The organism is Mammaliicoccus fleurettii, assembly GCF_002018435.1.
GTDB lineage: Bacteria > Bacillota > Bacilli > Staphylococcales > Staphylococcaceae > Mammaliicoccus > Mammaliicoccus fleurettii.
Window position 1 is genome coordinate 1 of record NZ_MWJM01000001.1, and the last position, 13,802, is coordinate 13,802.

Annotated in this window: 13 protein-coding genes; 12 read left to right on the plus strand and 1 reads right to left on the minus strand. The window is 32.7% G+C overall.

Annotation, left to right across the window (positions count from 1 at the left end; genetic code table 11):
* From B2G86_RS00005 to B2G86_RS00050, 10 genes are all read left to right on the plus strand, one after another.
* Positions 1 to 834: dihydroorotase (locus B2G86_RS00005; RefSeq protein ID WP_078356083.1), on the plus strand; the 834-nt coding region annotated here is incomplete at its 5' end.
* Between the two features lies 1 nt (position 835).
* Positions 836 to 1,936 carry a carbamoyl phosphate synthase small subunit gene (locus B2G86_RS00010; protein WP_078356084.1) on the plus strand — a complete coding sequence of 367 codons (1,101 nt, stop codon included), beginning with the start codon at positions 836 to 838 and terminating at the stop codon, positions 1,934 to 1,936.
* Positions 1,929 to 5,102 (plus strand): carbamoyl-phosphate synthase large subunit, encoded by a 3,174-nt coding sequence (carB, locus tag B2G86_RS00015; RefSeq protein ID WP_078356085.1) that lies wholly within the window; start codon positions 1,929 to 1,931, stop codon positions 5,100 to 5,102. Before B2G86_RS00010 ends, carB begins: the two co-directional genes overlap by 8 nt.
* Before the next feature lie 12 nt (positions 5,103 to 5,114).
* Entirely contained in the window at positions 5,115 to 5,873 is a 759-nt protein-coding gene (locus B2G86_RS00020; RefSeq protein ID WP_078356086.1) for a dihydroorotate dehydrogenase electron transfer subunit, read from the plus strand.
* Entirely contained in the window at positions 5,870 to 6,796 is a 927-nt protein-coding gene (locus B2G86_RS00025) for a dihydroorotate dehydrogenase (protein WP_078356087.1), read from the plus strand. The genes B2G86_RS00020 and B2G86_RS00025 overlap by 4 nt, the downstream gene beginning before the upstream one ends.
* Entirely contained in the window at positions 6,797 to 7,489 is a 693-nt protein-coding gene (pyrF, locus tag B2G86_RS00030; RefSeq protein ID WP_078356088.1) for an orotidine-5'-phosphate decarboxylase, read from the plus strand.
* A gap of 5 nt (positions 7,490 to 7,494) precedes the next feature.
* Positions 7,495 to 8,103 carry an orotate phosphoribosyltransferase gene (pyrE, locus tag B2G86_RS00035; RefSeq protein WP_078356089.1) on the plus strand — a complete coding sequence of 203 codons (609 nt, stop codon included), beginning with the start codon at positions 7,495 to 7,497 and terminating at the stop codon, positions 8,101 to 8,103.
* A gap of 25 nt (positions 8,104 to 8,128) precedes the next feature.
* Positions 8,129 to 8,407 (plus strand): hypothetical protein, encoded by a 279-nt coding sequence (locus tag B2G86_RS00040; RefSeq protein ID WP_078356090.1) that lies wholly within the window; start codon positions 8,129 to 8,131, stop codon positions 8,405 to 8,407.
* 257 nt (positions 8,408 to 8,664) lie between these two features.
* Positions 8,665 to 10,197 (plus strand): SLC13 family permease, encoded by a 1,533-nt coding sequence (locus tag B2G86_RS00045; RefSeq protein ID WP_078356371.1) that lies wholly within the window; start codon positions 8,665 to 8,667, stop codon positions 10,195 to 10,197.
* A 371-nt stretch (positions 10,198 to 10,568) separates the two neighbouring features.
* Positions 10,569 to 10,976: a VOC family protein gene (locus B2G86_RS00050; protein WP_078356091.1), complete on the plus strand. Its 408-nt coding sequence runs from the start codon at positions 10,569 to 10,571 to the stop codon at positions 10,974 to 10,976.
* Positions 10,977 to 11,036: 60 nt separating this feature from the next.
* Here B2G86_RS00050 and B2G86_RS00055 read toward each other — a convergent pair whose 3' ends face one another.
* The gene (locus B2G86_RS00055) at positions 11,037 to 12,728 is read right to left on the minus strand and encodes an Rqc2 family fibronectin-binding protein (protein WP_078356092.1); all 1,692 of its coding nucleotides are present in this window, start codon (positions 12,726 to 12,728) and stop codon (positions 11,037 to 11,039) included.
* A gap of 172 nt (positions 12,729 to 12,900) precedes the next feature.
* Between B2G86_RS00055 and gmk the strand changes: the two genes are divergently transcribed.
* Positions 12,901 to 13,524, plus strand: a complete 624-nt coding sequence (gene gmk / locus B2G86_RS00060; protein WP_078356093.1) for a guanylate kinase — start codon at positions 12,901 to 12,903, stop codon at positions 13,522 to 13,524.
* The gene (rpoZ, locus tag B2G86_RS00065) at positions 13,524 to 13,724 is read left to right on the plus strand and encodes a DNA-directed RNA polymerase subunit omega (protein ID WP_016911048.1); all 201 of its coding nucleotides are present in this window, start codon (positions 13,524 to 13,526) and stop codon (positions 13,722 to 13,724) included. The genes gmk and rpoZ overlap by 1 nt, the downstream gene beginning before the upstream one ends.
* The last annotated feature ends 78 nt before the right edge of the window (positions 13,725 to 13,802 follow it).

Consider the following 13,802-nt stretch of genomic DNA (forward strand, 5'->3'; position numbering starts at 1 on the left):
ACTGACGATGGAGTAGGTGTTCAAACAGCATCTATGATGTATGAAGCAATGCAAGAAGCAGCTAAAATAGATAAAGCAATCGTCGCACACTGTGAAGATAATTCATTAATATATGGTGGCGCTATGCACGAAGGTAAACGTAGCGAAGAATTAAATATTCCTGGTATACCGGCCATTTGTGAAGCGGTTCAAATAGCGAGAGATGTTCTATTAGCAGAAGCAGCCAATTGTCATTATCACGTATGCCATGTTTCTACTAAAGAAAGTGTAAGAGTTATAAGAGATGCTAAAAAAGCGGGTATAAAAGTTACAGCTGAAGTTACACCGCACCACTTATTACTTACAGAAGAAGATGTACCAGGTGATGATGCTATTTATAAAATGAACCCACCATTAAGAGCTAAAGAAGATAGAGATGCATTAATAGAAGCATTACTTGATGGAACAATTGATTGTATTGCTACAGATCATGCACCACATGCTAAAGAAGAAAAAGAAGTGCCAATGGTAGATGCACCTTTTGGTATCGTAGGAAGTGAAACAGCTTTCCAATTACTTTATACAAACTTCGTGAAAACCGGTAAATTTACTTTAGAACAACTTGTGTCATTCTTAACGACTAAACCATGCGAAACGTTTAATTTACCTTATGGACGTTTAGAAGAAGGAAGTTATGCAGATATAACGATTATTGATTTAGATACAGAAAGACCGATACTTGCTGAAGAATTTGCTTCTAAAAGTAGTAATACACCATTTATTGGAGAAGTCGTGTCAGGCTATCCAATTTTAACAATTTGTGATGGTGAGATCGTCTATAAGGAGGAAGTATAAGATGAAAAATAAAAGATACTTAGTATTAGAAGATGGTACTACATATAAAGGATATGCTTTAGGCTCTGATGAATTAACTTTAGGTGAAATTGTATTTAATACAGCTATGACAGGTTATCAAGAAACGATTTCAGACCCGTCATACACTGGACAAATTATTACGTTTACTTATCCTCTTATCGGTAATTATGGTATCAATAGAGATGACTTCGAATCATTAAGTCCTACTTTAAATGGCGTTGTCGTAAGAGAAGTATGTGACTATCCAAGCAACTTCAGATCAAGCAAGTCATTAGATGAAACGTTGAAATTTTATCAAATACCTGGTATTTCAGGTGTTGATACAAGAAGTTTAACACGTAAAATAAGAAAATATGGTGTTCTAAAAGCAGGCTTCACGGATAATGCTAACGAAATTGATGCATTAGTACAACGTTTGAATAATGAAACATTGAGAACGGATGAAGTTGAACAAGTATCTTCAGTTAGACCTTATATTTCTACAGGAGATGGCTATAAAATTGTATTAATTGATTACGGAAAAAAAGAAAATATCGTTAGAGAATTAAATAGAAGAGGCTGTGATGTAACGGTAGTACCTTATCAAACATCAATTGAAGAAATTATGAATATTTCACCTGATGGTATCATGGTTTCTAATGGTCCAGGTAATCCAGAAAGTGTTCAAGAAACAATACAAACAATTGGACAATTAATTGGCAAGATACCATTTTTCGGGATATGTTTAGGTCATCAACTTTTTGCACTATCTCAAGGTGCAACTTCTTACAAAATGAAATTTGGACATAGAGGTGCTAATCATCCAGTTCAAAATTTACAAACAGGTAAAGTTGATTTAACAAGTCAAAACCATGGTTATGCAATAGATGAAGATTCAATTGCAAATACAGATTTAGAAGTTACACATCTAGCATTAAATGATAAATCTATCGAAGGGTTAAGACATAAAAAATACCCAGCATTTTCAGTACAATATCATCCAGAAGCTTCACCAGGTCCACATGACTCTAACTATTTATTCGATGAATTTATTGAAATGATTAAATTACATAAAGCGAAGGAGCGTACAATCAATGCCTAAACAAACAGATATCAAATCCATCTTAGTAATTGGTTCAGGTCCAATCATCATTGGACAAGCAGCAGAATTTGACTATGCAGGTACACAAGCATGCTTAGCATTAAAAGAAGAAGGTTATAGAGTTATTTTAGTGAATTCAAACCCAGCTACAATTATGACTGATACTGAAATAGCTGACACTGTATATATTGAACCACTAACTTTAGACTTCGTAAGTCGCATTATTCGTAAAGAACAGCCAGATGCATTATTACCAACATTAGGTGGACAAACTGGTTTGAACATGGCAATTGAATTGCACGAAAATGGTGTACTAGAAGAAAATAATGTCCGTTTACTAGGTACACAACTTACTTCAATCGAACAAGCTGAAGATAGAGACTTATTCCGTACGTTAATGAATGAACTAAATGAACCGGTACCAGAAAGCGATATTGTGAATGATTTAGAAGGCGCATTAAAATTTGCTAATGAAATAGGATACCCACTAATAGTTAGACCAGCATTCACAATGGGTGGTACTGGTGGCGGAATCTGTCACGATGAAAAAGAACTAAGTGAAATCGTTCAGAATGGTTTGAAATACAGCCCTGTTACACAATGTTTATTAGAAAAATCTATAGCAGGTTTTAAAGAAATAGAGTACGAAGTGATGAGAGACAAAAATGATAATGCTATTGTTGTTTGTAACATGGAGAATATCGACCCTGTTGGTATTCACACAGGGGACTCAATTGTTGTAGCGCCGAGTCAAACATTATCTGATGTTGAGTATCAAATGTTAAGAGATGTTTCATTAAAAATTATTCGTGCATTGAAAATTGAAGGTGGATGTAACGTACAACTTGCACTAGATCCAGACTCATTAGATTATTATATTATAGAAGTAAATCCACGTGTCTCAAGATCATCAGCTTTAGCTTCAAAAGCAACAGGCTATCCAATTGCTAAACTAGCAGCTAAGATTGCAATCGGAATGACTTTAGACGAAATGTTAAATCCAGTTACAGGAACATCTTATGCTGCATTTGAGCCTGCTCTTGATTATGTCGTATCTAAAATACCGAGATTCCCATTCGATAAATTTGAAAAAGGGGAACGTCATTTAGGTACACAAATGAAAGCTACTGGAGAAGTAATGGCAATAGGTAGAACCTATGAAGAGTCACTATTAAAAGCCATTCGTTCATTAGAATATGGTGTACACCATTTAGGATTACCAAATGGTGATGAATTTGAACTTGATTTTATTGAAGAAAGAATTAAAGCACAAGATGATGAAAGATTATTCTTTATTGGTGAAGCAATAAGACGAGGAACTTCTTTAGAAAGAATTCATGAATTAACTCAAATTGATTATTTCTTCTTAAATAAATTTAAACACATCATCGAAATAGAACATGACTTAAAAAATAATAAAGGTGACTTAGAAGCATTACTATGGGCAAAACAATATGGCTTTAGTGATAAAGTAATTGCACATAGATGGGAACAATCAGAGTTAGAGATATACGAGTTAAGACAACAAAATGAAATTAATCCAGTTTATAAAACAGTTGATACATGTGCAGCTGAATTTGAATCTGAAACACCATACTTTTATGGCACTTACGAAACAGAAAATGAATCTGTAGTGACTGAAAAAGAAAAAATTATTGTGCTAGGATCCGGACCAATAAGAATTGGACAAGGCGTTGAATTTGATTACGCTACTGTTCATGCAGTTTGGGCAATACAAGAAGCTGGATACGAAGCAATTATTATTAATAACAACCCAGAAACAGTTTCTACTGATTTCTCTATATCAGATAAATTATACTTTGAACCACTTACTGAAGAAGATGTAATGAGTATTATTAATCATGAACAACCTAAAGGCGTAGTTGTTCAATTTGGTGGTCAAACCGCTATCAATTTAGCTGACAAAATCTCTAAAAAAGGTGTTAAAATTCTAGGAACGTCATTAGAAGATCTTAATAGAGCAGAAGATAGAAAAGAATTCGAAGCATTATTACAAAAAATTGATGTTCCGCAACCTCATGGTAAAACAGCTACTTCAGTTCAAGAAGCAATAGACAATGCAAATGAAATCGGTTATCCAGTTGTAGTAAGACCTTCTTACGTATTAGGTGGAAGAGCAATGGAGATTGTTTATGCAGAACCAGAATTGAAAAATTATATGGAACAAGCTGTTAAAGCAAGTCCAGAACATCCTGTATTAATCGACCGTTACTTAACAGGCAAAGAAATAGAAGTGGACGCAATATCAGATGGTGAAACAGTTGTCATCCCAGGTATTATGGAACATATTGAAAGAGCTGGAGTTCATTCAGGTGATTCAATCGCAGTTTATCCACCTCAAACTTTAACTGATAAAGAAATTGATTTATTAGTAGATTACACAACGAGATTAGCTAAAGGCTTAAACATAATTGGTCTTATCAATATTCAGTTTGTATTGTCTAAAGGTGAGGTATTTGTTCTAGAAGTAAACCCTAGAGCAAGTAGAACTGTACCTTTCTTAAGTAAAATCACAGATATCCCAATGGCTAAAATTGCTACAAAAGCAATTGCTAACATTTCATTAAAAGAACAAGGATATGAAAGTGGATTAGCACCTTATAAAGAAGGTGTATACGTAAAAGCACCAGTATTCAGCTTTAGCAAACTTAAAAATGTAGACATAACATTAGGGCCTGAAATGAAATCAACAGGTGAAGTAATGGGCAAAGATAGTACTTTAGAAAAAGCATTATACAAAGGCTTAACAGCTAGCGGGTTAAAGGTACAAGATCAAGGCACAGCATTATTTACGGTTAGTGATAAAGATAAAGCAGAAGCTTTAGCAATAGCGAAAAGATTCCATGAAATTGGGTATCGTATTTTTGCCACAGCTGGTACTGCAAAATACTTTAACGAACAAAACATTCCAGTATACACAGTAGGAAAAATTGGTGGAGAACATGACTTACTTTCAGTTATTCAAAAAGGTGAAGTTCAACTAGTTGTGAATACGATGACGAAAGGGAAATTATATGATAGAGATGGTTTCCAAATTAGAAGAGAATCAGTTGAAAATGGCATACCATGTTTGACTTCACTTGATACTGCAAATGCACTTGCAGATGTAATTGAAAGTATGACTTTCAAAACCGAACAAATGTAGAGGGGGAGTATTATGTCTAAAATAATGACAGTTGTATCAAACAATCAAATAGCAGATGCTATCTTTGAATTAAAAGTACATGGAAATCTCACGAAAAATATGAAAAACCCAGGACAATTCGTTCATATTAAAGCAGGTACAGGTACTGAACATATGTTGAGAAGACCAATATCTATTTGTGAAGTAAACCATGAAGAAGAGACATTCACAATGCTTTTTAGAAAAGAAGGTCATGGTACTGAAATGATTTCTACTTTGAAATCTGGAGATCCAATTGATGTGATTGCACCTTTAGGGAATGGCTTCCCTGTAGAAGAAGCACAAAATACTGCCTTGTTAGTTGGAGGTGGTATTGGTGTGCCACCACTTTATGAGTTATCTAAACAATTAAATAAAAGAGGTATAAAGACAATCCATGTGTTAGGATTCCAAAGTGCTAAAGATGCTTTCTATATTGAAGAATTTAAAGCACTCGGTGACACGTATATCGCAACTGTTGATGGAAGTTTAGGTACAAAAGGATTTGTTACAACTGTTATTGATAATATTGAAACACCCTTCGACATTTTTTATAGCTGCGGACCAAAACCAATGCTTAAAGCATTAACAGAACAATTAAGTGATATTAAAGGTTATATATCATTAGAAGAACGTATGGGTTGTGGAATTGGAGCTTGTTATGCATGTGTTTGTCATACGAATGATGAAGCGGGCTATGTAAAAGTATGCACAGATGGACCAGTATTTGAAAAAGGAGCTGTGATCATATGAGTAGATTAAATGTAACTTTACCAGGTCTAAATTTAAAAAACCCAGTTATGCCAGCAAGTGGATGTTTTGCTTTTGGTAAGGAATTTAGTCAATTTTATGATTTATCTGAGTTGGGTTCTATTATGATTAAAGCTGCAACTCAGCTTGCTAGATATGGTAATGAGGCACCTCGTGTTGCTGAAACTGCTAGCGGTATGATTAATGCAATTGGTCTACAGAACCCGGGAGTTCATCATATTTTAGAACATGAACTTAAATATTTAGAGCAATTCGATGTACCGATTATTGCAAATGTGGCAGGTTCTACTGAAGAAGAATATGTATATGTAGCAAAACATATTTCTAACGCACCAAATGTTCATGCGCTAGAGTTAAATATTTCATGTCCAAATGTTAAAGAAGGTGGTATTCAATTTGGAACTGTACCAGAAGTTGCACGTGAGTTAACAAGAAAAGTAAAAGCAGTTTCTGAAGTCCCAGTATATGTGAAATTATCACCGAATGTTACGAATATCGTTGAAATGGCAAAAGCTATCTCAGAATATGCTGATGGTATTACGATGATTAACACGCTCGTTGGCTTAAGAATAGATTCTAAAACCGGCAAACCTATCATTAGTAATGTTATTGGAGGTTTAAGTGGTCCTGCAATTAAACCAGTAGCATTAAGAATGGTTTATGAAGTTAGCCAAAATATTGATATACCGATTATTGCTATGGGTGGCGTTAGAACTGCTCAAGATGTAATTGATTATATCTCTGTTGGGGCAGATGCAGTTGCAGTAGGAACAGCTAATTTTGAGAATCCTACTGTATGTAAAGATATTATAGATGAATTACCTACATTACTCGATAACTTAGGTGTTCAACATATTTCAGAACTTAAAGGTCGAACATATAATCAACAAGGAGTTGTTAAATAAATGAAAAACACACCAATAATAGCTTTAGACTTTGCAACGCTTAGTGAAGTTGAACAGTTTCTTGATTTATTTAACGAACCTCTTTTTGTAAAAGTGGGTATGGAATTATATTTACAAAATGGTCCTGAAACGCTAAAAGTCATCAAAGATAGAGGGCATGATATATTTCTTGATTTAAAATTACATGACATTCCTAATACTGTTAAAGGCGCATTAAAAGGATTAGGTAAATTTAATATCGATTTAATTAATGTACATGCAGCTGGTGGTAAGAAAATGATGGCTGCAGGACTTGAAGGACTACGTGCTACAAATCCTGGAGCTAAATTAATCGCTGTAACACAGTTAACATCAACGACTGAAGAACAAATGAGAGATGAACAAAACATTCAAACATCAATAGAAAATGCTGTAGTTCATTATGCCAAGATCACTCAACAAGCAGGACTTGATGGCGTTGTTTGTTCACCGTTAGAATCGACACTCATTAGAGAAAATATCGGAGAAGATTTCTTAAAAGTAACACCAGGTATACGATTAGAATCCGACAAAACGCATGACCAACAAAGAGTAACAACACCAGAAGAAGCTAAAAAGTTGGGATCAACACATATAGTAGTTGGTCGTTCTATAACTCAGCATGAAAATCCAGTTTCAAGATATCATGAAATATTACATAGATGGGAAGGATAATTCATATGACTCAAAATATCGCACAATCATTACTAGAAATTAAAGCTGTAACATTATCTCCAGAAGATCCGTATACATGGAGTTCAGGTATTAAATCTCCAATATATTGTGATAACCGAGTCACATTAGCTTATCCAGAAATTAGAGAAACGATTTACAAAGGACTTATATCATTAATTAAAGAACATGCTCATGATGTTGAAATCATTTCAGGAACTGCTACAGCAGGTATTCCACATGCTGCTTTCATTGCTGATCAATTAGGATTGCCAATGAGTTATGTAAGGTCTAAAAGTAAAGGGCATGGTAAAGGGAATCAAATCGAAGGTGCATTAAGCAAAGGAAGAAAAGTAGTTGTTATAGAAGATTTAATTTCAACAGGTGGATCTTCAATTAATGCAGTTGATGCATTAATTGAAGACGGAGCAGAAGTAATAGGTGTATTTGCAATCTTTACTTACGGAATCAAGAAGGCAGAAGAAGCTTTCGAATCAAAAGATATTCCTTACTATACTTTATCAAATTATGACGAACTTATTTCTGTTGCAGAAAAAGAAGGATATATCCAAAATAAAGATATAAAAACTTTAAAAGAATGGAAAGATACTTTATAATAAAGTCTAGATAAGGGGGGTCTTTATGAGTAGCCAGCATAAACTATCTGTTGAACAACAAAAAGAACAGATAAAAAAATGGGAACATATAAATGATTTTCTAAAAAAAGATACTAATAAAAAACCTGACTTTAATCATTATAAAGTAAGAGATCATAATTTAAATGAACGTACTGGATACACGAATAACACTAATGTAAATAGACAGAGAAGTTATGATTTAGACGATAAAAATATATTTAAAAGCATAAAAAAAGAGCTTGAAGAAAATGGAGTTTTTAATACAAAAGACTCTGATAAGTAATGGGAAGTGAACAAGAAGTTAAGACAATTAATTTGTCTTAGCTTCTTTTTTTGCGGTAGTTAGATAAAATACTACAAAAAATATAATTAGTAAATATATGCATAAATATTATAGAATATTCAGAAAATAGTACTACTTTTGTATAAACTTTGTTAAAATGTAAACGAATACACAATAAAAGGGGGCGTAATAATATGGGTAAACAAGATAAAAAATTTACAGAAAAGCTTTGGAAAGAAAGTAGTAGAACTAAAGAAATGTTAAAATTCTTTTCTTCAGATGCATTAAAATCTCAAAACAAACCAGATCCTGAATTAAAAGCTTATAATACAGCTCAATTAATCGGATTAATTTTAGGGCCACTATTATTTTTAGTAATATTGCTATTTTTCAAAGCGGATGGGTTAAGCCAAACTGGAGTATACGTAATGGCAGCAACTTTATGGATAGCAGTATGGTGGATTACAGAAGCTATTCCGATTCCGGCCACTAGTTTAATGCCTTTATTCTTATTTCCATTAGGTGGAGTTATGGATAGTGAAACAGTATCCAGCGCCTATGGTAATGATATTGTATTCTTATTCCTAGGTGGATTTATTATTGCAATTGCAATGGAAAGATGGAATTTACATACGAGAATTGCACTAGTCATTATTAATAGTATAGGAACAAGTACTGGTAGAATTTTATTAGGATTTATGATTGCAACTGGTGCATTGTCAATGTTTGTGTCAAACACAGCGGCTGTTATGATTATGATTCCAATCGGTATGGCGATTATTAAAGAAGCTAATGAACTTACAGCTGACGGGAATGATTCCGATAGTTTAACTCAATTTGAAAAATCACTTGTATTAGGTATTGGTTATGCGGGTACAATTGGTGGACTTGGAACATTAATTGGTACGCCACCTTTAATTATTTTAAAAGGTCAATATGAAAAAATATTTGGTGAAGAAATTGGATTTGGACAATGGATGGTAATGGGTGTCCCAACAGTAATTATATTATTAGCAATAACTTGGGCATATTTGAATTTTGTCATGTTTAAACATGACATGAAAGAATTACCTGGTGGTAAAAGAATTATTACTAGAGAATTAAAAGCATTAGGAAAGACATCATATGAAGAGAAAGTCGTATTTACGTTATTCTGTTTAGCAGCATTTTTATGGGTATCAAGAGAATTCTTATTATCACAGTTACCTTTTACAGAGCTAGTTAAAGATGGAACAATATCAATGTTTATTGCTGTTATATTATTCTTAATACCAGCTAAAAGAAAGTTTGCTAGAATTTTAGATTGGTCGATTGCTAAAGATTTACCGTGGGGTATTTTATTACTCTTTGGTGGTGGTTTAGCAGTAGCTTCAGCTATTACAGAAAGTGGTTTAGATAAATGGATGGGTAAACAAATTTCTGGATTAGAAGGTGTAAACATTATTCTAATCATTGCTATTGTAGCGCTCTTTGTACTATTCTTAACAGAAATTACATCGAATACAGCAACAGCAACAATGATTTTACCGATACTTGCAACAATAGCTGTAGGCATTAATTTACATCCGTTAGCTTTAATGATTCCAGCAGCAATGGCAGCAAACTGTGCATTTATGTTGCCAGTAGGTACACCTCCAAATGCGATTGTGTTTGGTACAGATAAAGTAACAATCAGAGAAATGGCAACAGCAGGATTTTGGTTAAACTTAATCAGTTGTGTCATCATAGTAGGATTCGTTTGGTTTATGGTACCATGGTTATTTGGAATTGAATTTGTAGCAACTAAATAAAAATAATTAATAAAAAGACTCTCCCATACCGTGGAACTACATATAACGGCAAGGAGAGTCTTTATTTTGAGTAATTAGGATTAAATCAGGTTAATACGCACGAAGACTTTCGAGATATCGTGCGATTCCGTTCAAAATCAGGTAAAACGCACGATACCCATTTTATAAATTAAAGAATTTTCATAAGAATTAGTCCATAAATAGTTTGATAAAGACGTACCCAATGATAATAACGGCTAACATAATAACAATAGGTAACAATAATGAAATTGACATAAAATCTCTCCTTTGTCTTTGTCTCTTATAAATATTATACTAAATTATATAAGATATAAGAAATTTTTAAAATATGATATTGGAGTGTTTATTACATGATACCAAAAATTACAACATTTTTAATGTTTAACGGTGAAGCTGAAGAAGCTATTAAATTTTATACATCAATTTTTCAAGATAGTGAAATTTTAACTATGGTTAAATATGGAGAAGAAGGGCCAGGGGAACCTGGTACTGTACAACATTCTATTTTTAAAATAAACGGACAAATATTTATGGCTATTGATCAAGGAAATGGTGTGGAAATAGAAATGAATCCAGCTATGTCATTGTATGTAACATGTGAATCTGCTATGGAGATGGAGACTCTATATTCTAAATTAAAATCTGGTGGTGCAATATTAATGCCTAAAACGGAATTACCACCAACATTCAGAGAATTTGCATGGGTACAAGATAAATACGGTGTTAATTTCCAATTAGCTTTACCAGAACAGCAATAATAAACTTTCTTTCAAAATAAAAACGAAGTGCTATTGAATCAATATAGCACTTCGTTTTATTTATTGTTTTAATAATTTTTTAATATCATCATAGTCTGTTGTAACATACAGAGTTGATTGACTATCATAAGTTACAAATCCTGGTTTTGCGCCACTTGGTTTGTGGACATTTCTTATTGCAGTATAATCTACTGGTATTTGTGCTGACTGACTTGCTTTAGAATAATAAGCTGCAATCATTGCTGCTTCTTCAATTGTTGTATCTGTTGGTTCGTCTTCTTGTATAACAACATGTGAACCTGGAATATCTTTCGTATGGAACCACAATTGATTTTTTCTTGCTACTTTATGAGTAAGATAATCGTTTTGTTTGTTGTTTTTACCAAGTAATATTGTTTGCCCATCTGAAGAAACAAATGTCGTGATTGTTATTTTATTTGATTTTTTCTTTTTCTTACTTTTACGTTTTTTTACAAAACCTTGGTCTTCTAATTCTTCTCTTATATCGTCTATATCTTCTACTGATATATGAGCAAGTTGTTGTTCTAATGACTCGAAATATAGAATGTTAGAATGAGTAAGTTTAATTTGCTTTTCTAATTCTATTTCTCTTGTCTTGAGTCTGTTATATTGTTTGTAATAATATTGTGCATTCATTGAAGGTGATTTAGTTGGATTTAATGGTATAGAAATAGGTTCATTATTATAGTAATTGATTGTTTCTAACGTTTTATCACCTTGGTTGATTTGATACATATTAGCGGTAATCAGTTCACCATATAATTGTTGCTCATCTTTAGTACGAGCTGCCTCTTTTTCGTTAATCAATTTTTCTAATTTATTTCTATTTTTTTGTAAATGTTGATCTATAATTTTTACTAAATCTAGCGCACGTTGTTTAACGCGTTCTCTCTCTCCACGTGATTCATAAAATCTATCTAAACATTCATGAATTGTATCAAATGCCATATAATTATTACCATAAGTATGTAATGGCATGAAATAGAAGATTTCTTTATTTGTTGAATCATCACTATAAATTACAGGTTTAGGCGTTTGATCTACCTCATTCATTACTTCATCAAAAGATTCTACTAACGTTTCTTGATTCATAAATGGTCTTCGAGACACAATTTCTTTTGTAATCAGTGGACTAAAACCTTCAAATTGTTGTAATAATTGTCGGTCTATTTTACCTGCATTATAATTGATATATTTATTTACATCGTCTACTTCAAATGGATTTAATTTTTTAACAGTAGGAGGATATTCATATTTGAAACCAGGCATAATTGTACGAGCAGTATTTGTATTTGGAGTATGATGCTTAAAGCCATCGATAATTTTACGTTCTCCATCTATTAAAATAATGTTACTATGTCGTCCCATAATTTCTAATACAATTGTTCGTTTTCTTAAATCTCCAATTTCATCTCTTGAATGTATATCAATCTCAACTAATCTATCATTTCCTATTTGAGTAATACTTTGTATAATTCCTCCATCTAAATGTTTTCGTAATACTCTTAAAAACATTGGAGGATCAAAAGGATTGTCATACTTTTCCGTTGTTAAATGAAAACGGCTAAAATTTGCATGTGTTGATAATAATAGTTGTTTGTTTTTTCTTTCACTACGAATTGTTAAGATAATCGTATCTGAACTTGGTTCAGCAATTTTATGAATTCGCCCAGAAACGAGCGATTGAATATCTTCAACAATCTTTCTTGTAAATAAGCCATCAAAAGCCATTTGCACTCACACCTTTATCAAAAGTCAATTTATTGTAACATGTAAGGGATTAAATGAGTATAATTCTGTTTAATCTTACAACCTCTCTAGCCATATATAATTGAAATATGGTAAGATATAAAAAACAAAATGATAATAAATTGTTAGTATTCATTAGGAAAGGTCGTTTGACATGAACATTGAAAAAGGGTTACTGATAGTGCTCTCTGGCCCATCTGGAGTTGGTAAAGGAACGGTACGTAAATCAATATTTGATGATCCTAGTACGGATTTTAAATATTCTATCTCTATGACTACTAGGAAAATGCGTCAAGGTGAGACAGATGGTGTAGATTATTTCTTTAAATCAAGAGAAGAATTCGAAGCTTTAATTGCTGATGACCAATTTATAGAGTATGCTGAGTATGTAGGTAATTATTATGGTACGCCTGTACAATACGTTAGAGATACAATGGATAACGGTTATGATGTATTTTTAGAAATCGAAGTTGAAGGTGCTAAACAAGTTAGGAAGAAATTTCCTGAAGCTTTATTTATTTTCTTAGCACCGCCGAGTTTAGAACACTTGAAAGAAAGGTTAGTTGGACGCGGTACTGAATCAGACGAAATCATCCAAAACCGTATTTTAGAAGCACGTAAAGAAGTAGAAATGATGAACCTTTACGATTATGTTGTTGTAAACGATGAAGTTGAATTAGCTAAAGAACGTATTCAATCAATCGTAGAAGCAGAACATTTAAAAAGAGAACGTGTTGAAGCGCGCTATAGAAAAATGATATTGGAGGCAAAAAAATAATGTTATATCCACCACAAAATGAATTAAAAGACAGTATTAATTCTAAATATTTAGTCGTTACGACTGCAGCTAAAAGAGCCCGAGAACTACAAGAACACCCTGATAGTTTATTATTAGATGAATATCGTTCATTAAAAAATGTAGGTCAAGCACTAGAAGAAATTGCAGCACATAAAGTATATGCTAAACTAGAAGACTAATTATCATTATCTAAAAAAGATCTTTTATGTATGGGAAATATAATCCCTTCATAAAAGGTCTTTTTATTTAAATGAAGG